Consider the following 20,759-nt stretch of genomic DNA (forward strand, 5'->3'; position numbering starts at 1 on the left):
CCGCTGATCCGTTCGGCGGCCGGCGCGGCGAGGTAGGCGACGAGGGGCGCGACGTGGTCCGGGGACAGGGGATCCACGCCCTCCGCCGGCGCATCGCCGAAGACCCCGGCGGTCATGGCCGTCCGCGCGCGCGGGCAGATCGCGTTGGCCGTCACGCCGTAGCGGCCGAGACCGCGCGCGGTCGCGACGGTGAGCGCGGTGATGCCGGCCTTGGCCGCGGCGTAGTTCGGCTGGCCCTCGGACCCGAACAGGAAGGCCTCGGACGTGGTGTTCACGACCCGCCCGTACGTCGTGCCGCCGTTCGCCTTGGCCTGCCCGCGCCAGTACGCGGCCGCGTTGCGGGACAGCAGGAAGTGGCCGCGCAGATGAACTCGGACGACGAGGTCCCACTCGTCGTCGGTCATGTTGAACAGCATCCGGTCCCGCAGCACGCCGGCATTGTTGACGAGCACGTGCAGCCCGCCGAAGCGCTCGACCGCGGTGCCGGTGATCTCGCGCGCGGCGTCCGAGGAGGACACGTCGCCGCGGACCAGCACCGCCTTGGCGCCCAACGCCTCGATCTCGTCGACAACGCCGGTGTCCGCCACGTCGTTGACCACGACGTCCGCGCCGGCACGGGCAAGCGCGAGCGCCTCGGCACGCCCGAGCCCGGAGCCAGCACCCGTGACGACCGCGACCTTCCCTTCGAGGCTGAGCATCAGAAAGTGACAATCTGTCGGATCACGTTGGCGCCGTCCTTGAGTGCCTGTAGGCCTTCGTTGATCTCGTCGAGCGTGATCCGCTTGCTGATCATGCTGTCGAGGTCGAGGCGGCCCGCCCGCCACAGCGCCAGCAGGCGCGGGTAGTCGCGACGCACGTCCGCGCCGCCGTAGAACGAGCCGAGCAGCCGCTTGTCGTGCAGGAACAGCTCCTGCGCGCTGAACTGGACCATCGCGTCGCCTCGCCCGGCGCCGACCACGACGGCCGTGCCGCCGCGGCGGGCGTTGTCCCACGCGGCGCGGATGGTCACCGGCGCGCCGACCACGTCGAACGCGTAGTCCCAGCCCTGGCTCGCGGTCAGCGAGGCGTGCAGGCCCGGCAGCTCGTCCGGCGTGACGGTGTGCGTGGCGCCGAAGTGCCTGGCGGCCTCGTGCTTCTCGGTGAGCGGGTCGACGGCGACGACCTGGGACGCGCCGGACAGCCGCGCGCCCTGGATGACCGAGATGCCGACCCCGCCGCAGCCGAACACGAGCACGGTCGAGCCGGCCGACACCTTCGCCGTGTTGATCACCGCGCCGACGCCGGTCATCACCCCGCACGCGACGAGCGCCGCGATCTCGAACGGCACGTCGTCGTCGATCCGGACCGCGCCCTCGACCGGTACGACCAGCTCCTCGGCGAACGTGCCGGTGCCGGCGTACCCGAACACGGGCGTGTCGCCGATCCTGAAGCGCGGGTTCACGAACGCGGCGACGGCGTGGATCGCGCAGAGGTGCGGCCGCCCACCGACACAGTTGACGCAGTCGCCACAGGGCGGGACGAAGGTGAGGACCGCGTGGTCGCCGTTCTGGAACTCGGTGACCCGCGAGCCGATCTCGACGACCTCGCCCGCGCCCTCGTGGCCGACGATCCCCGGCGCCAGCGCGGGCAGCGTGCCGTCCATGGCGGAGACGTCGCTGTGGCAGACACCGGTGGCCCGAACCCTGATGCGGATCTCCCGGGGGCCGACGGCGGCGGTGGTCACGTCGTCACGCAGCTCGAGCTTGGTGTCCCCGATCTGGTTGAGAACAGCCGCCTTCATCGCCGGACCTCCTCGTTTGGCTCGGACTCTAGTACATTCCTAGAACGTGTTCTAGTAGTGAGCGCGGCGAGCGGACCAACACGGGAGGGTGGATGCACATCGCCTACACGCCCGAGCAGGAGGCACTGCGGCGTGAGCTGCGGGCGTACTTCGCCGACCTGATGACGCCTGAGCGGCGCGACGCACTCGCCAGCGGCGGTGACTACGGCGACGGCGACGTGTACAAGGAGGTCGTGCGCCAGATGGGCGCCGACGGCTGGCTCGCGCTCGGCTGGCCAGCGGAGTACGGCGGGCAGGCCAGGCCGATGCTCGACCAGCTCATCTTCACCGACGAGGCGGCCGTCGCCGGGGCGCCGGTGCCGTTCCTGACCATCAACACGGTCGGCCCGACGATCATGAAGTTCGGGACCGAGAACCAGAAGCGGTTCTACCTGCCGCGCATCGCCGCCGGGGAGCTCCACTTCTCGATCGGCTACTCCGAGCCGGAGGCCGGCACGGACCTCGCGTCGCTGCGGACCCGCGCGGTCCGGGACGGCGACGAGTGGGTCATCAACGGCCAGAAGATGTGGACGTCGCTGATCCAGTACGCGGACTACGTCTGGCTGGCCTGCCGCACCGATCCGGACGCGCCCAAGCACAAGGGCCTCTCGATGATCATCGTGCCGACCGACACGCCGGGCTTCTCGTGGACGCCCGTGCACACGATGTCCGGCCCGACGACGAGCGCGACGTACTACTCCGACGTCCGGGTTCCCGTCGAGAACCTCGTCGGGGAGCTGAACCGGGGCTGGCCGCTGATCACCAACCAGCTCAACCACGAGCGCGTCGCGCTGACGTCGTCGGCGCCGGTCCGCGAGGCGCTGCGGGGCGTGCGCGAGTGGGCCCAGCAGACCAAGCTGCCGGACGGGCGGCGGGTGATCGACCAGGAATGGGTGCAGATCCACCTGGCCCGCGTGCACGCGAAGGCGGAGTTCCTGAAGCTAATCAACTGGAAGATCGCGTGGGGCGTGAACAAGGGCCTGAACCCGGCCGACGCGTCGGCGACGAAGGTGTTCGGCACGGAGTTCGCGACCGAGGCGTACCGGCTGCTGATGGAGGTGCTCGGGCCGCAGGCCTACGTGCGGACCGGCTCGCCGGGCGCGGTGCTGCGCGGGCGGATCGAGCGCATGCACCGCGCATCGCTCATCCTCACGTTCGGCGGTGGGACGAACGAGGTGCAACGCGACATCGTGGCGGCCGTCGGTCTCGGCATGCCCCCGGCGAAAAGGTAGACGGCCATGGACTTCTCGTTCGACGACACCGTCGCCGACCTCACGGAGCTGACCCGCACGATTCTCGCCGACCACGTGACACCGGCGCGGCTGACGGAGGTGGAGGCGACCGGCGACCGCTTCGACCGCGCACTGTGGACCGACCTCGCGAAGGCCGGCGTGCTGTCCGCGGCACTGCCGGAGTCGGCGGGCGGGAGCGGTCTCGGGCTGCTCGAACAGTGCGCGGTGCTTGTGGAGCTTGGCCGAACGGTCGCTCCCGTGCCGTATCTGTGCTCGATCGTCCAGGCCGCGTCGGCGATCGCGGAGTTCGGCACCGACGAGCAGCGGGCGGCCTGGGCGGCGCCCGCGGCCGACGGAGCCATGGTGCTGACGGCCGCGCTGTCGGAGGAGGTCGGCGACGACCCGGCCAGGCCGGCGACGGTCGCGTCACGTGCAGGTGCATCTGCGCGCTGGCGTTTGCACGGCACGAAAACGGCGGTTCCGTCGGGACCCGTCGCCGACCTTTTTCTTGTCCCCGCCGAAACTTCCGCTGGACCGGCTGTGTTTCTCGTCACCCCGGAGGACGCCGGGGTGACCGTGCGCCGCCAGCGGATCGTCGACGGCGACGCCGAGGCGGTCCTGGAGCTCGACGACGTCTCACTGGGCGAGGACCGCGTGCTGGGCGCGGACGGTGCCGCCGTAGTCGACTGGCTCGTCAACCGCGGCACGGTCGGCCTGTGCGCCCTCCAGGCCGGGGTCTGCACCGAGAGCCTGCAGCTGACGGCCAGGTATGCAACTGGCAGGGTGCAATTTGACCGTCCGATCGCGACATTTCAGGCGGTGGGCCAGCGGCTCGCCGACTGCTACGTCGACGCCGAGGCGATCCGGTTGACACTGTGGCAGGCCGCCTGGCGACTGTCCGAAAACCTCGCTGCCCACAACGAGGTGGCGACCGCGAAGTTCTGGGCGGCGGACGGCGGGCACCGCATAGCCCATGCGGCGGTGCACGTTCACGGCGGTGTGGGTATTGACGTGGACTACCCGCTGCATCGATATTTTGTTGCCTCGAAACGCATTGAGTTCAGCCTCGGCGGCGCCACCACACAGCTGCGCCGCATCGGCACCACACTGGCCGCGGAGCCGGCCTGAAGGAGGTTCGCATGACCGCGCCTGGGGATCCGGTCCCCACCGTCAGTGAGCTGCTGCTCGCACGCGCGGACGATGCGAACCCCGGTCTCGCGTTCGAGGACCAGCGGTGGTCCTGGAAGGACCAGGTCCGGGAGTGCGCCGACCGGGCCGCGCTGCTGCGGTCGCTGCGCCGGCCCGGCCCGTTCCACGTCGGCGTGCTGCTCGACAACGTGCCGGAGTTCTCGTTCCTCCTCGGCGGCGCCGCGCTGGCCGGCGCGGTACTGGTCGGGCTCAACACCTCGCGCCGGGGCGAAGCGCTGGTGCGCGACGTCCGGCTGGCCGACTGCCAGGTCGTGATCACCGAGAGCCGGTACGTGGAACTGCTGCAGGGCCTGGACATCGGCGCCCGCGTGCTGGACATCGACTCGCCGGCGTGGCACGTGATGGCCTACCGGCACCAGTACTCGCCGCTCGAGGTCGCGCCGGCGACGCCGGACGACCTGCTCATGCTGATCTTCACGTCCGGCACGAGCGGGGACCCGAAGGCCGTGCGGGTCACCCATCACAAGGTCGCCCAGCCGGGCGTGCTGCTGGCGTCCCGCTACGGGCTGGCCGCCGGCGACACCTGTTACGTGGCGATGCCGATGTTCCACTCGAACGCGATCATGGCGGGCTGGGCCGTCGGCCTGGCGGCGGGCGCCCAGCTGGCACTGCGCAGGCGGTTCTCGGCAAGCTGTTTCCTGCCCGACGTGCGTGCGTTCGGCGTCACGTACGCCAACTACGTGGGGAAACCGCTCTCCTACGTCCTCAGCACGCCGCCGGAGCCGGACGACGCGAGCAACCCGCTGAAGGTGATGTTCGGCAACGAGGCGAACCCGCGCGACGTCGAGGCGTTCTCGCGGCGGTTCGGCTGTGTGGTGGTCGACGCGTACGGGTCGACGGAGGGCGGGATCACGGTGGCCCGGCCACCCGGGACGCCGGCCGGCTCGCTGGGTCGCCTCGACGAGCACCTCGCGGTGCTGGACCCGGACACCGGCGCGGAGTGCCCGCCGGACGCGGTCGGCGAGCTGGTGAACACCGGCGGCGCGGGCATGTTCGCGGGCTACTACAACGAGCCGGACAACGAACGCCTGCACGACGGCAAGTTCTGGAGCGGGGACCTGGTGTACCGCGACGAGCAGGACTTCCTGTGGTTCGTGGGGCGGACCAGCGAGTGGCTGCGGGTGGACGGGGAGAACCTGGGGACGGCGCCGATCGAGCGGGTCCTGCTGCGCCACCCGTCGGTGGCGGAGGCGGCGGTGTACGCGGTGCCCGACGCGTCCGTCGGCGACCAGGTGATGGCCGCGCTGGTCTACCGGGGCGACTTCGACCCCGAGGAGTTCGCGTCGTTCCTGAAGGCGCAGCCCGACCTGGGCCCGAAACAGGTCCCCCGCTTCCTCCGCGTGACGGCGAGGCTGCCGCGGACCGCCACGTTCAAGGTGCTCAAGCGGACGCTGTCGGCGCAGCGCTGGCGCACCCCCGACCCCGTCTGGTGGCGCCCGGAACAGGCGCTGGAGTACGAGCCGTTGACCCCATCCAGCGACCCCATCCGGCTCGACTGGGGCGCCCGCTCCGTGCGACCCTGAGCCCATGCCCGACACACCGGAACCCGCATCCGCCGAGACCGAGACAGAAACGCCCCAGGAGGATGTGAAGGCCGCGTTCCGCGCGGCACTGGAACGCAAGCAGGCGCAGAACCGCCAGGGCCAGGAACACGCGGACTCCCGCTCCAAGGTCGACCACGCCCACGGCCCGGTCGCCGCCAAGCGCACCTTCCGCCGCAAGAGCGGCTGACACCGCGAGTCCCGCGTTCAAACACAGCGAGTCCCGCGTTCGAACACACTGAACTGCGGTTTCGTGCAGATCCTGGGTCGGCGCGGAACGCACGAAACCGCAACTCGGTAGGTACGGACGCGGGACTCGCTACGTTTGAACGCGGGACTCGCGCATGGTGAAGAGGAGGTAGGCGGCCAGGGACGGGGCGTCGGTGATCACGCCGTCGCGGAGCATGCGCTCGACCTCCGGCCGCGGGAACCACGCCTGCCGCATGTCCACCTCGGTGGCCTCGCGCCGGGGCTCGCCCGGGGTCAGGTTCGTCGCCAGGAACACGTGACCCGCCTGGCCTGTCCAGCCGTTGGCCGGGTTCACCCGGCCGAGCGGTTCGAGACGACCCGCCGTCAGGCCCGTCTCCTCGCCCAGCTCGGCCGCCGCCAGCTCCACGGGGGTGCCGGCCACGCCGTCCGGGAACGAGCCGGAGGGGAACTCCCATGACCGCGCGCCTACCGGGTACCGGTACTGCTCCACCAGGTGGAACCCGTCGTCCTCGAACGGCAGGACGATCGCGAAGTCGGGTGAGTCCACCACCGAGTAGATGCCCCGCGAGCCGTCGATCCGCTCGACCTGGTCCTCGCGCAGCGTCAGCCACGGGTTCGTGTACACCATCCGGGACGACACCGCCCTCACGCGCGGGCACCCATCGTGAACAGCAGGTACGCGGCCAGTGACGAGTCGTCGGTGATCACGCCGTCGCGGAGCATGCGCTCCACCTCCGCCCGAGGGAACCACTCCTGCCGCATGTCCTGCTCGGTCAGCTCGCGGCGCGGCTCCCCGGCCGTCAGCTCCGTCGCCAGGAACACGTCGTAACCCTGTCCCGTGATCCCGTGCGCACAGTTGAGGTACCCCAGCCGCTCCCAGCGACCGGCAGTGAACCCCGTCTCCTCCACCAGCTCGGCGGCCGCCAGCTCGGACGGCGTGCCCGTCACCCCGTCCGGGAACGCCCCCTGCGGGAACTGCCACCGCCGCTCACCCAGCGGATACCGGTACTCCTCGACCAGGTGGAACCCGTCGTTCTCCAGCGGGATGACCAGCGCGAAGTCCGGTTTGTCAATCACCGAGTAGATACCGCGCGACCCGTCCGCGCGCTCGATCTGGTCCTCCCGCAGCGTCAGCCACGGGTTCGAGTACACCACACGGGAAGACAGCGTCCTGATGCTCACACCTTCAGTCTGGCCCGTGCGTCCTCGATCTCGGCCAGCAGGCTCGTCATGACCTCCGCCACCGGCCTGATCTCGTTCATCCGGCCGACGATCTGGCCGACCGGCATCGCCACGACCTCCGGGTCACCGCCCTGGTTCATCCGCTGGTGCGCCTCGCTGACCAGCAGGTTCTGCAGCGGCATCGGCAGCGGCTCCGGCGCGTCGGACTCCTCCCACGCCTGTGTCCACCGGTTCTTCAGCAGCCGCGCGGGCTTGCCGGTGTAGATCCGCGCCCGGACGGTGTCACTGGACGTCGCCCGCACCAGCGCGGTCTGGATCGGACTCTCGCCCAGCTGGTACTCGGCCGTGGTGAGCCAGTACGAGCCCATCCACACCCCGGCCGCACCCAGCGCGTGCGCCGCCAGCACCTGCCGACCGCTGCCGATCCCGCCCGCGGCGAGCACCGGCACCCGGTCGCCGACCGCGTCGACGACCTCCGGGACGAGCACCATCGACGCGATCTCGCCGGTGTGCCCGCCGGCCTCATAGCCTTGCGCGACAACGACATCGACGCCGTTGTCGACGTGCCGCCGGGCGTGTGCCGCGGTACCGGCCAGCGCCGCGACCGGCACGCCGTGCTCGTGCGCCCGTTCGATGACGTCGGCCGGCGGTGAGCCCAACGCGTTGGCGATCAACGAGATCCGGTGTCCCAACGCGACGTCCACATGCGACCGTGCCACGGAGTGCAGCCAGCCGAGCACTCCCGAGCCGGACTCCCCGGACAGTGGCGGCACGCCGAGCTTCAACAGTGTTCGCTCGACGAACTCCTTGTGGCCCTGCGGAACCAGCGAGGACAGGTCCTTCGGCGTGCCCTCGGTCGGGATCTTGGCCGGCATGACGATGTCGACACCGTAGGGCTTGCCGTCGGTGTTCTCGTCCATGTAGGTCAGTGCGGCGTCGAGATCGGCCGGGTCGTTGAACCGCACGGCGCCGAGCACGCCGAACCCGCCGGCCCGGCTGATCGCCGCCGCGACGTGCTCCGACGGCGTGAAGCCGAAGATCGGGTACTGGATGCCGAATTTCTCAGACAGCGTTGAATGGTTCGCTGTGCTCATCAGCCGGCTGCCTCCTTCCCTCGTCAGTCCGGCAGCGGGCTTTCTCGCTACGCTTCCGCGGCGGCACTGGCCGCCCGCCACGATGGCTCGTGCTCGTCCGCGTGCTTCTTCGCCCACGGATAGTCCGGCTTCCCACTGGGCGCACGGCCGATCTGCTCGACGATCCACACGCTGCGTGGTGTCTTGTACCCGGCCACCCGCTCCCGCACGTGCGCGTCGAGCGCCGCGAAGTCGATCTCGCGACCCTCCCACGGCTGCACGAGCGCCGCGACCCGCTGGCCGAGCCGTTCGTCCGGCACCCCGACCACGAGTGCGTCGTACACGCCGTCGTGGGACTTGAGCGCCGCCTCGACCTCCTCGGGGAACACCTTCTCGCCGCCGGTGTTGATCGAGACGTTTCCCCGGCCCAGCAACGTGATCGTGCCGTCGTCCTCGAGCCGGGCGTAGTCGCCGGCGACGACGTACCGTTCCCCGTCGACCTCACGGAAGATCGTCGCGGTCTTCTCCGGGTCCTTGTAGTAGCCGAGCGGCACGTGCCCGCCGCGCGCGAGCCAGCCGATCTCACCCGGCGCGACCTTCTTGCCGTCGTCGCCGAGCACGATGGTCTTCGGTCCGCTGTTCACCCGGGGCAGGCTGGACTCGACCTTGGTGCCCTTGAGGATCACGCCGATGCCCTGGAAGCCGGACTCCGACGAGCCGATGGCGTCGGTGATCACCGCGTTCGGCAGCACCTCGAGGAACTGCTCCTTCACCGACGGTGAGAACAGCGCGGCGTGGCTGGAGAACGCGATGATCGACGAGGCGTCGTAGCCGCCCTCGCGCAGTGCCTCCAGCAGCGGGCGCGCCATCGCGTCGCCGACGATCGTCATGACCTGGACCTTGTGCCGCTCGACGGCCTGCCACACCTCGTGCGGTTCGAACTGCGGCAGCAGGACCACCTTCTCGCCGGAGAACAGCGAGGGCAGGGTCGCCCACTGCGCGGCGCCGTGGATCAGCGGCGCGCACGGGAGCCGGGTCATGCCGTGGGAGTCACGACCCTTCGCGGACTGTGCCCACTCGTCGGCCAGGTACGCGCCGGTGTAGAAGTCGATGCCACCGCCCAGCGTCCGCCACACGTCCTCGTGCCGCCACATGACGCCCTTGGGGAACCCGGTGGTGCCGCCGGTGAACAGGATGTAGATGTCGTCGGGGCTGCGTTCCTCGAAGTCCCGCTCGGTCCGCTGTCCGGCCAGCGCGGCCTCGTACTCGACGCCGTCCGACGGGAGGTCGGTGCCGTCGTCGACGACCACCGTGTGCCGGAGGCGCGGCGTGTCCGGCAGCACCGCGGCCACCTTGTCGGAGTACCGCCGTTCGTGGACGAGCGCGACGAGGTCCGCGTTGTCGAACAGGTACCGCAACTCGTTCTCGACATAGCGGTAGTTCACGTTGACGGGTATCGCACGCAGCTTGTAGACGGCGAGCAGCGTCTCGACCGCCTCGATGCTGTTGCGGCTGTAGAACCCGACATGGTCACCCTTGCCGACACCCTGTTCGGCCAGGTGATGGGCTAGTTGGTTGGCACGCCCCTCCAGCTCGGCGAAAGTCGCCACGCGGTCGCCGCACGCGATCGCGTCTCGGTCCGGAAAGGCGTCGACGGCATGCTCGAAGAGGTCCGCGATGTTGAGGGCCACGGGACCAAACTAGAACGTGTTATCGTTTCTGGCAATGCTTCTGCTGGAGGTGACTTCTCTTGGCCGACTGCCTCGTCGAGCTGGACGAACACGTCTTGATCGTGACGATGAACCGCCCGGAGGCACGCAACGCGCTGTCCGCCGAGATGCTCAAGATCATGTTGGAGGCGTGGGACCGGGTCGACGAGGACCCGTCCATCCGCTGCTGTGTGCTCACGGGCGCGGGCGGCGCGTTCTGCGCGGGCGCCGACCTGAAGGCGATGACCACCAGCCATCCCGGCGAGACCTCCTTCGACGCGGCCCGGATCGAGCCGCTGCTGAAGGGCCGCCGCCTGACCAAGCCACTCATCGCGGCCGTCGAGGGCCCGGCCATCGCCGGCGGCACGGAGATCCTGCAGGCGACCGACATCCGCGTCGCGGGTGAGAGCGCCCGCTTCGGCGTGTCCGAGGCACGCTGGGGGCTGTACCCGCTGGGCGGCTCGGCCGTGCGGCTGCCGCGACAGCTCCCGTACACGCTGGCGGCGGACATCCTGCTGACCGGCCGGCACCTGCGCGCACCCGAGGCGCTACAGGTGGGCTTGATCGGTCATGTGGTCCCCGACGGCCAGGCGCTGGCGACGGCACTGGAGATCGCCCGCACGATCGCGGCGAACGGCCCCTTGGCGGTCCAGGCGATGCTCCGCACGATCCGCGAGACGGAGGGCATGCCGGAGAACGAGGCGTTCGAGATCGACGCCCGCAACGGCATGGCCGTCTTCCGCAGCGCCGACGCCAAGGAAGGCCCGAAGGCCTTCATGGAGAAGCGCAAGCCGAGGTTCGAGGGCCAGTAGGTTCGAAGGCCAGAGGGTTCGATGGTCGGTAGGCCCGAGGCGCGGTAGGTCCGAGGGCCGGTGGGGCAGCCTCCGGCCCCCGGAATCCAGCGTACCGTCGCACACCGACACTGCCGCGAAGCTGTCCACAGCGTTGTCCACAGGCGGTTGTCCACAGGGGCGAGGTTGTCCACAGCTCGCCACTCACCGACCGGGTTCTGTCGGCACCGTGCCGTAGGCTGGAACCCGGGGGCCGGAGGCCAACCCGAGTCCCAGCCGGTCAGATGGCGCGTTCGCGGTCGGCCCAGTAGGGGTCGCGGAGCTTTCGCTTGTACAGCTTGCCGTTCGGGTCGCGGGGCAGCTCGTCGACGTAGTCGATCGACTTGGGGAGCTTGAACTTCGCCAGCCGTTCGCTCGCGAAGGCCAGCAGCTCGGCCGTCAGGTCACCGTCGGGTGACACGCCGTCGGCCGGGCGGACGACCGCCTTGATCTCCTCGCCCCAGTCCGGGTTCGGCACGCCGAACACCGCGACGTCCGCGACCTTCGGGTGCACGGCCAGCTCGTTCTCGATCTCCGCCGGGTAGATGTTCACCCCACCGGAGATGATCATGTCGGCCTTGCGGTCGCACAGGTACAGGTAGCCGTCCTCGTCGAGATATCCGATGTCCCCCAACGTGAACAGGTCACCGACGCGCGCGGCCCTCGTCTTCTCCTCGTCCTTGTGGTACTCGAACGACGACGCGCCCATCCGCATGTACACGAGACCGGTCGTGCCCGGCGGGACCTCCTCGCCGGCGTCGTCCAGCACCTTCACCACCGAGTTCGGCCACGCGCGGCCCACCGACCCGGGCTTGCGCAGCCACTCGTCGGCCATGATCGTCGTGCCGCCGCCCTCGGTCGCCGCGTAGTACTCGACGACCACCGGGCCCCACCAGTCCAGCATCCGCCGCTTGACCTCCTGCGGGCACGGCGCCGCGCCGTGGATCATGCACCGCAGTGACGACACGTCGTACTTCGCGCGGACGTCCTCCGGCAGGTCGAGCAGGCGGTGGAACTGCGTCGGCACCATGTGACTGTGGGTCACGTGGTGCTTCTCGATCAGCCGCAGCATCTCCTCCGGCTTCCAGCGGTCCATCAGCACGGCCGTGTGTCCCAGCTGGATCGAGTTGGCGACGAAGTTCAGCACAGCCGTGTGGTACAGCGGCGAGCCGCAGATGTGCACGTGGCCGTCGAACGGCTGGAGCCCGAAGATGCCGAAGAACCACACGGCCTGCGGCGGCGTCTGGTCCGGGTCCTGACCGGTCAGCGGGCGCCGCACGCCCTTGGGCCGCCCGGTCGTGCCGGACGTGTAGAGCATCGGCGAGCCCGCGGTGCGCACGTCCGGGCGGCCGGACTCGTCCTCGCCGAGCGAGGCGAGCGGCGTGAAGCCGGGCAGGTCACCGACCCCGAAGCCGCGGACTCCGGTGCGCCGCAAGGCATCGGTCGCCGTCTCGGCGAACCGCTCGTGCGCGATGAACGCCTTGGCGCCGCTGTCCTCGATGAGGTACGCGACCTCGGCGCCGACGAGGTGCCAGTTGGCCATCACGACGTACAGGCCGGTCTGGAAGGCGCCGAAGTAGACGGACACGAGGTCGATCCCGTTGGGCAGCAACAACACCACGGCGTCGCCGGGTTCGAGCCCCATCGCCTGGAAGCCGCGACCGTAACGGTCGGCCGCGGCGGCCAGCTCGGCGTAGGTCACCTGCCGGCCGTCCGGGTCGACCACGGCGGTCAGGTCAGGCTGCTCACGGGCGATGTTCCACAGTCCGGTCTCGGCCACGAACCCACACTAGAACGTGTTTCAGTTATCGGCAAGGACCGTGGCCGCCGCCCGCACCTCGTCGACGGTCCGCGGGCTGATCATCAACATGGTCACGCCGCGGTCCGCCCACTGCTTGACCTGCGCCCGCACCTGTTCCGGATTGCCGATGATCGCGACGTCCCCGACGAGCTCGTCCGGCACGGCGGCGGCCGCCTCGGCCTTGCGCCCGGCCCGGAACAGCGCGGTGACCTCGTCGACGACCTCGGCGTAACCCATGCGGCGGAACAGGTCCGCGTGGAAGTTCTTCTGCTCGGCACCCATGCCGCCCGCGTAGAGCGCGATGATCGGCCGGTGCTTGTCGAACTCGGCGGCCCGGTCGTCGGTGACCGTGACGGTGACACTGGCGGCGACCTCGAAGTCGGCACGGGAGCGGCGGGCGCCGGGCCTGCTGAAGCCGTCGTCGAGCCAGGTGTTGTACTGCTCGGCGAGCTTGTCGGAGTAGTAGACGGCGAGCCACCCGTCGGCGATCTCGGCGGCGAGGGCGACGTTGCGGGGACCTTCGGCGCCGAGCCAGATGGGCAGGTCCCGGCGCAGGGGGTGGGTGATGGGCTTGAGCGACTTGCCCAGCCCGTCGGCACCCGGGCCGGTGTAGGGCAGGGGGTAGTGCGGCCCGGGGTTGGCGACGGGGGCCTCGCGAGCGAGCACCTGCCGGATGACGCCGACGTACTCGCGGGTCCGGGCGAGCGGCTTGCCGAACGGGGCGCCGTACCACCCCTCGACGACCTGCGGACCGGACACGCCGAGGCCGAGAATCGCCCTGCCGCCGGAAAGGTGGTCGAGGGTGAGCGCGGCCATGGCCGCGGCGGTGGGCGTCCGCGCGGACAGCTGCGCGACGGCCGTACCCAGGCGAACGTTCCGCGTCGCCGACCCCCACCAGGCCAACGGCGTGAACACGTCCGAGCCCCACGACTCGGCCGTGAACACGGCGTCATACCCGGCCTCATCGGCGGCGACGACCATCTCGGCCGCGTTGGGGGGCATGCCGGCGCCCCAGTACCCGAGCTGCAGTCCAAGCTTCATGCCAGCATCGTAGAACGTGTTCCACAAACGAAAAGATCACCCGTTCGATACAAGGTCGATTTTCCGCAGGTCAAGTAAGTTGCGAGCATGTATGCTGCGCACATGACAGCGGACGCCGTCGAGCCGCCTCCACGAAGGAGCTTCAGGGACGCCTCCCCCAAGCAGATCCGCGCCGCGCTGATCCCGGAGGAGCAGGGCGAGTTCGACGCCAGCTGGCAGAACGCCATGTCCGAGGCCGCGAAGGCGCAGGATCTCGGCGGAGTGTTCAGCACCCTGGCCACCTGGCGCGTCCACGCGGAGATCACACAGGATCTCGGCCACGAGGGATACCGCCAGTGGCTCGCGCGCGCCGAGCGGATCAACCGCACCGGAGAACTCCCGCCGGGAACCGTTCCATTAGCGGACGTGCAGGCCCTGATTCGGGAGCGCCTGGGTCGCTGACGTTGTATCGCATCGACACGGACGGTGCCGCGTTTGACCAGATCGCCGCACTGCCCGTAGATGGCCTGTCCGCTTATGCCCAAGCCCTCGACGTCCTCAAGCTGGTGCCGTGGAACGGGATCCCGTACAACAGCGAAAAGCCGGACGGCGCCATGCGTACGCTGATGTTCGGCGATGGACGCGGAAAGGTCACCTACCTCATCCTCGACGACCAGCTTCGCGTGGACGTGCTGAAGGTGATGTGGTTCGACTGAGCTGGAGCACTTGCCGAGCAAAGTAGAACGTGTTTCACTCTGGGTGTGACCCAGGCACCGTTGTCCGCGCCGCTTGACATTGGGTTCGACTACACCCGGTCGCTTGGCCCGACGCTGAGTCGGTTCGTCACCGGGCTTGCTCAGCGGCGGATTCTCGGGGCGCGCGGCACAGACGGACGAGTGCACGTACCACCCCCGGAGTACGACCCCGTCACCGCCGAGCCCCTCACCGACCTCGTCGAGGTGGCCAGGACAGGCACCGTCACCACCTGGTGCTGGCAGCCGGAACCCCTTGCCGGGCAACCACTCGAACATCCCTTCGCGTGGGCGTTCGTGCTGCTCGACGGGGCCGACACGCCCATGCTCCACGCCGTCGACGCGGGTGACGTGCACACCGGCATGCGAGTTCGGGTCCGGTGGGCCGAAACAGCGGGCAACGGCATTCGCGACATCGAGTGTTTCGTACCCGAGACCTCCGAAGCACCCCAGACATCCGAAGCACCCCAGACATCCGAAGCGCCCCAGACATCCGATGCGGCCGAGGCATCCGAGGTGGAGCCGCAACCGGTCGACGACATCAGCATGATCACCACGCCGGTTCGCCTGCACTACATGCACTCGGCCTCACCAGAGGAAAGTCTGTACCTGCGCGGCCTCGAACAGGGAAAGCTCCTCGGCCAGCGCTGCCCCGCCTGCGAGAAGGTCTACATTCCGCCGCGCGGCGCCTGCCCGACCGACGGCGTGCCCACCGAGGACGAGATCGAGCTCCCGGACCGCGGCATCGTCACCACGTTCTGCATCGTCAACGTGCCCTTCCTCGGCCAGCGCATCAAACCTCCTTACGTGGCCGCCTACATCCTCCTCGACGGCGCCGACATCGCCTTCCTCCACCTCGTCCTCGGTTGCGCCGCCGACGAAGTCCGCATGGGCATGCGTGTCGAGGCGGTCTGGAAACCCCGCGACCAGTGGGGCACCACCCTCGAGAACATCGACCACTTCCAACCCACCGGCGAACCGGACGCGCCGTACGACAGCTACGCGGGGCACCTATGAGCACCGACGTCTCCATCGTCTCCTTCGCGCAGGCACCCAACGTGCGCGAGACCCACGGCACCACCAACGGCGTCGAGATGCTGGTCCCCATCATGAAGGAGGCGCTCGACAACACCGGACTGTCCAAGAAGGACATTGGTTTCTGGTGTTCCGGCTCCTCGGACTACCTCGCGGGGCGCGCATTTTCCTTCATCGCCGCCGTCGACGCCATCGGCGCCTTCCCGCCGATCCACGAGTCACACGTGGAGGCCGACGCCGCCTGGGCGCTGTACGAGGCCTGGGTGAAGATCCGCACCGGCGAGGTCGACACCGCGCTCGTCTACGGCTTCGGCAAGTCCTCGGCCGGACAGCTTCGGCGGGTTCTCGCACTCCAGCTCGACCCCTACACCGTCGGTCCACTGTGGCCTGACTCGATCAGTGTCGCCGGGCTCCAGGCGCGGCTCGGGCTCGACGCCGGGCTCTGGACCGAGCGCGACATGGCCAACGTCGCCGTGCGCAGCCGGGCCGCCAACCCGAAAGCCCAGATCTACGAGCAGGTCACCGCCGACGAGCTGCTCGAACGGCCGTACACGGCCGATCCCCTGCGCAAGCACGACTGCGCGCCCGTCACCGACGGCGCCGCCGTCGTGATCCTCTCGACGGCCGAGCGGGCCAGGGATCTCTGCGAGCGGCCGACCCGGGTCGCCAGCATCCAGCACCGCGTCGAGTCGGCGCATCTCGGCGCGCGTGACCTCACCACCTCACCGTCCACTGTGGCCGCCGCGAAGGCCGCCAACACCGACGGTGTGACGCTGGCCGAGCTGCACGCCCCGTTCACGCACCAGGAGATCCTGTTGCGCCAGGCACTCGGGCTCGGCGACGAGGTCACGATCAACCCGTCCGGCGGCCCGCTCGCCGGGAACCCCATGTTCGCGGCCGGGCTGGCCCGTATCGGCGAGGCCGCGACCCGCATCAGACCCGGCGAACGTGCTCTCGCGCACGCCACCGCCGGACCCGCGCTACAGCAGAACCTCGTGTGTGTACTGGAGGCCGAATGAGCGGCGCTTGCGGAGCGAATCATCGATGCTCAGGTGGCATCCGCGGCCGCGGCGAGCACCGGAGCAGCGGAGCGTTCCGGTGCCACGGAGCGGGTGAGGAGGCAACCTGATGGCCAAGCAACGTGCCGCGGTCCTCGGCGTCGGCCAGACCCACCACCGCAGCAAGCGGCTCGACGTGACCATCGGCGGGCTGTGCCGGGAGGCCATCGACCGCGCGCTCACCGACGCCGGCCTCACGTTCGACGACATCGACGCGGTGGTGCTCGGCAAGGCGCCGGACCTGTTCGAGGGCGTCATGATGCCCGAGCTGATGCTCGCGGACGCCATCGGCGCCACCGGGAAACCGCTGCTGCGGGTGCACACCGCCGGTTCGGTGGGCGGTTCCACCGCCAACGTCGCCGCCAGTCTCGTGCACGGCGGCGAGCACTCGCGGGTGCTGGCCGTGGCGTTCGAGAAGCAGTCCGAGTCCAACGCCATGTGGGCGCTGTCGATCGGGGTGCCCTTCCACATGCCGGTCGGCGCCGGGGCGGGCGGCTACTTCGCGCCGCACGTGCGGTCCTACATCCGCCGCTCGGGCGCGCCGTCGCACATCGGCTCGCTCGTCGCGGTCAAGGATCGGCGCAACGGGGCCAAGAACCAGTTCGCGCACCTCAGGCAGGCGGACATCACGCTGGAGTCCGTGCAGGCGTCGGCCATGCTGTGGGATCCCATCCGCTACGACGAGACCTGCCCGTCCTCGGACGGCGCCTGCGCGATCGTGCTCGGCGACGAGAACGCCGCGAAGGGCAGGACGGCGGCGTGGATCCACGCGACCGCGATGCGTACGGAGCCGACGACGTTCGCCGGACGCGACCAGGTCAACCCGCAGGCCGGCAGGGACGCCTCCGCCGCGCTGTGGCGGGACGCCGGCATCACCGACCCACTGTCGCAGGTGGACGCCGCCGAGCTCTACGTGCCGTTCTCGTGGTTCGAGCCGATGTGGTTGGAGAACCTGGGCTTCACCGAGGAAGGCCAGGGCTGGAAGCTCACCGAGTCCGGCGAGACCGAGCTGGGTGGACGGCTGCCGGTCAACCCTTCCGGTGGCGTGCTGTCGTCCAATCCCATTGGTGCGTCAGGCATGCTTCGGTTCGGTGAGGCGGCCATGCAGGTGATGGGCCGGGCCGGCGACCACCAGGTGGACGGCGCACGCATCGCCGTCGGGCACGCGTACGGCGGCGGGTCACAGTACTTCTCGATGTGGGTGGTCGGAGCGGAGAAGCCATGAGCGGAGCTTGCGGAGCGAACCAGCACTCAGGACTCGAGGTGGCGGCATGAAGTTCACCGTCGGTGTCGCGTTGAGCCCGCTCGACCAGCTCGGCGAGCTGGCCAGAACGGCCGAGGAGTGGGGTTACGCATCGATCGCGTTGCCGGACTCCCTGTTCTTCTCGGAGACGGTCTCGGCGAAGTATCCGTACACACAGGACGGCAGCCGGTTCTGGAACGAGACAACGCCGTGGGTGGACCCGTTCGTCGCGGCCGCGTCGATGGGCGCGGTGACGTCCAGCATCAGTTTCTACACCCAGGTCCTGAAGCTGAACCCACGCAACCCCGTGTTGCTGGCGCGACAGGTCGGCTCGACCGCGGTGCTCACGAACAACCGCTTCGGGCTCGGCGTCGGACTGGGGTGGTCTCCGGAGGAGACCCAGTGGTGCGGCGGGCATTTCGACCACCGCGGCGCCCGCGCCGACGAGGCGATCGACGTGCTCAAGCTCATCCTCGGCGGCGGGATGGTCGAGTACCACGGGAAGTACTACGACTTCGACAAGCTGCGGATGAGCCCCGAGCCGACCGAGCCGGTGCCGTTCTACGTCGGCGGGCACACCGAGGCCGCGCTGCGGCGTGCGGCCCGGGTCGGCGACGGCTGGACCTCGGCGATGATCAAGTACGACGAGCTGCGCGAGGTCATCGACCGGCTCGGGAAGCTGCGGGCCGAGTACGACCGCTCCGGCCCGTTCGAGATCCAGGCCGTGTGCGTCGACAGGTTCGGGCTCGACGGTTACCGGCAGCTGGCCGAGATCGGCGTGACGGACGCGATCGTGGTGCCGTGGGTGTTCTACGGCGTCGGGTTCGACGCGCCGGTGCAGGCCAAGAAGGACGGCATGAAACGGTTCGCCGAAGAGATCATGGGGAAGCTATGACCGCGGTCACCTGGAGTGGTCCGGAGACCACGCATCCGGCACGCACGGCGTCCCGCCGCTCGATGGACGCGGTCATCCGCCGCGCCAAGGAGGAGTGGCTGGCACTGTTCGCCGAGGACGCGGTCATCGAGGACCCGGTCGGCAAGTCGATGTTCGACCCGACCGGCGACGGCCATCGCGGGCCGGCGGCGATCGCCGCGTTCTGGGACAAGACGATCGGGATCACCGAGCGGATGGAGTTCGAGATCCGCGACTCGTTCGCGGCCGGCAACGAGGTCGCGAACGTCGGGACCATCACCTCGTACCTGCCCGGCGGGTCCGTTGTGGACACCGATGGCGTGTTCGTCTACCGGGTCAACGACGACGGGCTGGTCTTGTCGTTGCGGGCGTTCTGGGAGACCGAGCGCGCGATGGCTACCCTGCGGCAGGTTTGAGCTCGACTCCGTGCTCCGCACACGACTTCACGACGTCGTCCTGCGCGAAGTCCGTGCGGGACAGGAAGTCCGCCAACGACGCGTCCTCGCTGAACACCGTGAGCGCGAAGCGTGCCGAGTCGAGGGCCCGGCGCAGTTGGTCGTCCGGTGCGCGCAGGCGGGACAGGTCGTCCATGGCCGCGGCGGCGGTCGCGGAGAACTCGGCCGGCGCGGCCTCGTAGTTGGCGGCGTCCACGTACAGCTTGCCGACCGCTTCGCCGTAGTCCTCACAGAAGTGGGTGGCCGGGTTGGGGCCGCTGCACGCCGCCAGCGCGCCGGCCACGACGGCGACGGCGATGACGGTGGGGAGACGGCGAACCACCTGCCCAGCGTGCCCCGGCGCCCCGGTGTCCACCCGCCTCGCGCGGACGGCAGAAGGGGAACCGGCCACCGCCCTATCGGGCAACCCCCACCGCTTTGCCGATCGCGCGGTCGTCGGTGAGGAGCGCGAGCATGGCGTGCGCGACCTCGGCGCGGGACGCGAACATCCCGCGCGGGACGTTGTCGCCGATCGCGATCCGGTACTCGCCGACGCCTTTGTTGGTCAGCTTCGGCGGCCGCACGACCGTCCACTTGAGACCACTGGTCGCGATATCGCCCTCCATGACGGCCAGGTCGCCGTAGATGCCGGCGAAGAACCGCCGGGTCATGGCGTAGACGATGCGCTTGTTGACGAAGCTGTCACCCTCGGGGACAGGCCCGACCGGCGCGGCACTGACGGCGACGAACCGCTCGATCCCGGCGCTCTCCAGCGCGGCGAGGATGTGCCGGGTGGGCACGGACGCGGCCGTGACGTCCTTGCTGGTGGCCGGCCCGACGCCGGACAGCGCGGCGTCGCTGCCGGCGACCGCGGCCCGGACACGTTCGGTGTCGGCCAGGTCGGGCACGGTGACCAGGGTCAGGGCTTCGTGGCCCGGCACCGTGAACCTGGCCGGGTCGCGCACCACGGCCGTCACCGTGTGCCCCTGATCGAGGGCGAGCTTCACCAGTTGGGTGCCGACACCACCGGTCGCCCCGAAGACGGCGAGCTTCATCGTGACCTCCCGCGTTATATTTCCATACGCCCCAGATACGATATGGAAACCATACTATATGACGAACGTAGCACACGGGCGGGCGCGACGGCGGCTCGTCAACACGGTCAAGGACGCGGTACGCGGCCTCCGCACGGAGCTGGCGCTGCTGAACCGCCGGATCGGCGGCCGCCTGGAGCTGCGCGACGGCGATCTCGACCTGCTGGAGCTGCTCGCGCGGCTCGGCCCCATGGGCCCGTCGGCACTGGCCAGGCAGGCGGCCCGGCACCCCGCGACGATGACGGGCGTGCTCGACCGCCTCGCGAAGGGCGGCTGGCTGACCCGCGAACGCGACCCACTGGACCGCCGCAGCGTGGTCCTACGCATGCGCAGCGAACGAGTCACCGAGGTCTTCGCCCTGTACAGCGGCATGAACCGCGCACTCGACAACCTGTGCGCGACCTACACCGACGAGGAACTGACGGTCATCGCCGACTTCCTGACCCGCGCGTCAACAGCAAGCCACCAGGAAACCACCCACCTGTCCGACACCTGACCCGCGAGTCCCGCGTTCACACCTAGCGAGTCCCGCGTTCAGACACACCGAACTGCGGGTTCGTGCACATCCGGCCAGGGACGGTCTGCACGAAACCACAGTTCGGTA

The 20,759-nt window shown here is 69.7% G+C and carries 23 protein-coding genes; 13 read left to right on the plus strand and 10 right to left on the minus strand.

Features of this window, described 5'->3' with window-relative positions; genetic code table 11:
- Both VET29_RS40455 and VET29_RS40460 read right to left on the minus strand, forming a co-directional pair.
- On the minus strand, nt 1-698 hold a 698-nt coding region (locus VET29_RS40455), incomplete at its 3' end, for an SDR family NAD(P)-dependent oxidoreductase (RefSeq protein WP_324931558.1).
- Nucleotides 698-1,780 carry a Zn-dependent alcohol dehydrogenase gene (locus VET29_RS40460; RefSeq protein WP_324931561.1) on the minus strand — a complete coding sequence of 361 codons (1,083 nt, stop codon included), beginning with the start codon at nt 1,778-1,780 and terminating at the stop codon, nt 698-700. The genes VET29_RS40455 and VET29_RS40460, both read right to left, overlap by 1 nt.
- Before the next feature lie 92 nt (nt 1,781-1,872).
- Here VET29_RS40460 and VET29_RS40465 point away from each other — a divergent pair, with 92 nt between their 5' ends.
- From VET29_RS40465 to VET29_RS40480, 4 genes are read left to right on the plus strand one after another with little or no spacing between them, the layout of a single operon-like run.
- Nucleotides 1,873-3,051, plus strand: coding sequence for an acyl-CoA dehydrogenase family protein (locus VET29_RS40465; protein ID WP_324931564.1), 1,179 nt, complete (start codon nt 1,873-1,875; stop codon nt 3,049-3,051).
- Nucleotides 3,052-3,057: 6 nt separating this feature from the next.
- On the plus strand, nt 3,058-4,179 hold the full coding sequence (locus VET29_RS40470) for an acyl-CoA dehydrogenase family protein (RefSeq protein WP_324931568.1): 1,122 nt from the start codon (nt 3,058-3,060) through the stop codon (nt 4,177-4,179).
- Nucleotides 4,180-4,190: 11 nt separating this feature from the next.
- Nucleotides 4,191-5,783 (plus strand): long-chain-fatty-acid--CoA ligase, encoded by a 1,593-nt coding sequence (locus VET29_RS40475; RefSeq protein ID WP_324931571.1) that lies wholly within the window; start codon nt 4,191-4,193, stop codon nt 5,781-5,783.
- Between the two features lie 4 nt (nt 5,784-5,787).
- A complete protein-coding gene (locus tag VET29_RS40480) occupies nt 5,788-5,991 on the plus strand; it encodes a DUF5302 domain-containing protein (RefSeq protein WP_324931574.1) in 204 nt (67 codons plus the stop codon).
- Between the two features lie 129 nt (nt 5,992-6,120).
- On the opposite strand, the gene VET29_RS40485 is transcribed toward VET29_RS40480, so the two are convergent.
- Genes VET29_RS40485 through VET29_RS40500 form a run of 4 tightly spaced genes read right to left on the minus strand, consistent with a single transcriptional unit; the run spans nt 6,121 to nt 9,957 of the window.
- Nucleotides 6,121-6,660: an NUDIX hydrolase gene (locus VET29_RS40485; RefSeq protein WP_324931579.1), complete on the minus strand. Its 540-nt coding sequence runs from the start codon at nt 6,658-6,660 to the stop codon at nt 6,121-6,123.
- Entirely contained in the window at nt 6,657-7,187 is a 531-nt protein-coding gene (locus tag VET29_RS40490; RefSeq protein ID WP_414636732.1) for an NUDIX domain-containing protein, read from the minus strand. The genes VET29_RS40485 and VET29_RS40490 overlap by 4 nt, the downstream gene beginning before the upstream one ends.
- 2 nt (nt 7,188-7,189) lie before the next feature.
- On the minus strand, nt 7,190-8,287 hold the full coding sequence (locus VET29_RS40495; protein WP_324931585.1) for a nitronate monooxygenase family protein: 1,098 nt from the start codon (nt 8,285-8,287) through the stop codon (nt 7,190-7,192).
- 47 nt (nt 8,288-8,334) lie between these two features.
- A complete protein-coding gene (locus VET29_RS40500) occupies nt 8,335-9,957 on the minus strand; it encodes an acyl-CoA synthetase (RefSeq protein ID WP_324931588.1) in 1,623 nt (540 codons plus the stop codon).
- A 59-nt stretch (nt 9,958-10,016) separates the two neighbouring features.
- On the opposite strand from VET29_RS40500, the gene VET29_RS40505 reads away from it, so the two are divergent.
- Nucleotides 10,017-10,787, plus strand: a complete 771-nt coding sequence (locus VET29_RS40505) for a crotonase/enoyl-CoA hydratase family protein (RefSeq protein ID WP_324931591.1) — start codon at nt 10,017-10,019, stop codon at nt 10,785-10,787.
- A 259-nt stretch (nt 10,788-11,046) separates the two neighbouring features.
- Here the strand turns inward: VET29_RS40505 and VET29_RS40510 are convergent, their stop codons facing one another.
- A complete protein-coding gene (locus VET29_RS40510) occupies nt 11,047-12,585 on the minus strand; it encodes an acyl-CoA synthetase (protein ID WP_324931596.1) in 1,539 nt (512 codons plus the stop codon).
- 21 nt (nt 12,586-12,606) lie between these two features.
- Nucleotides 12,607-13,647: an LLM class F420-dependent oxidoreductase gene (locus VET29_RS40515; RefSeq protein ID WP_324931599.1), complete on the minus strand. Its 1,041-nt coding sequence runs from the start codon at nt 13,645-13,647 to the stop codon at nt 12,607-12,609.
- Nucleotides 13,648-13,749: 102 nt separating this feature from the next.
- Here VET29_RS40515 and VET29_RS40520 point away from each other — a divergent pair, with 102 nt between their 5' ends.
- The 7 genes from VET29_RS40520 (at nt 13,750) to VET29_RS40550 (ending at nt 19,043) form a co-directional block, all read left to right on the plus strand.
- The gene (locus tag VET29_RS40520) at nt 13,750-14,088 is read left to right on the plus strand and encodes a DUF6247 family protein (protein ID WP_324931602.1); all 339 of its coding nucleotides are present in this window, start codon (nt 13,750-13,752) and stop codon (nt 14,086-14,088) included.
- A 2-nt stretch (nt 14,089-14,090) separates the two neighbouring features.
- Nucleotides 14,091-14,342 (plus strand): hypothetical protein, encoded by a 252-nt coding sequence (locus VET29_RS40525; RefSeq protein WP_324931605.1) that lies wholly within the window; start codon nt 14,091-14,093, stop codon nt 14,340-14,342.
- Between the two features lie 45 nt (nt 14,343-14,387).
- Entirely contained in the window at nt 14,388-15,395 is a 1,008-nt protein-coding gene (locus VET29_RS40530; protein WP_324931608.1) for a Zn-ribbon domain-containing OB-fold protein, read from the plus strand.
- Entirely contained in the window at nt 15,392-16,432 is a 1,041-nt protein-coding gene (locus VET29_RS40535) for a thiolase domain-containing protein (protein WP_324931611.1), read from the plus strand. The genes VET29_RS40530 and VET29_RS40535 overlap by 4 nt, the downstream gene beginning before the upstream one ends.
- A gap of 109 nt (nt 16,433-16,541) precedes the next feature.
- On the plus strand, nt 16,542-17,696 hold the full coding sequence (locus VET29_RS40540) for a thiolase domain-containing protein (protein WP_324931614.1): 1,155 nt from the start codon (nt 16,542-16,544) through the stop codon (nt 17,694-17,696).
- A gap of 46 nt (nt 17,697-17,742) precedes the next feature.
- A complete protein-coding gene (locus VET29_RS40545) occupies nt 17,743-18,609 on the plus strand; it encodes a TIGR03619 family F420-dependent LLM class oxidoreductase (protein WP_324931617.1) in 867 nt (288 codons plus the stop codon).
- Nucleotides 18,606-19,043, plus strand: a complete 438-nt coding sequence (locus tag VET29_RS40550; RefSeq protein WP_324931621.1) for a nuclear transport factor 2 family protein — start codon at nt 18,606-18,608, stop codon at nt 19,041-19,043. The genes VET29_RS40545 and VET29_RS40550 overlap by 4 nt, the downstream gene beginning before the upstream one ends.
- On the opposite strand, the gene VET29_RS40555 is transcribed toward VET29_RS40550, so the two are convergent.
- Nucleotides 19,024-19,404, minus strand: a complete 381-nt coding sequence (locus VET29_RS40555) for a hypothetical protein (protein ID WP_324931624.1) — start codon at nt 19,402-19,404, stop codon at nt 19,024-19,026. The genes VET29_RS40550 and VET29_RS40555 overlap by 20 nt on opposite strands.
- A gap of 73 nt (nt 19,405-19,477) precedes the next feature.
- Nucleotides 19,478-20,116 (minus strand): NAD(P)-dependent oxidoreductase, encoded by a 639-nt coding sequence (locus VET29_RS40560; protein ID WP_324931627.1) that lies wholly within the window; start codon nt 20,114-20,116, stop codon nt 19,478-19,480.
- Nucleotides 20,117-20,174: 58 nt separating this feature from the next.
- Here VET29_RS40560 and VET29_RS40565 point away from each other — a divergent pair, with 58 nt between their 5' ends.
- Nucleotides 20,175-20,651, plus strand: coding sequence for a MarR family transcriptional regulator (locus VET29_RS40565; RefSeq protein ID WP_324931630.1), 477 nt, complete (start codon nt 20,175-20,177; stop codon nt 20,649-20,651).
- Nucleotides 20,652-20,759 lie beyond the last annotated feature (108 nt).

Source organism: Actinophytocola sp. (assembly GCF_035634895.1).
Lineage (GTDB): Bacteria > Actinomycetota > Actinomycetes > Mycobacteriales > Pseudonocardiaceae > Actinophytocola.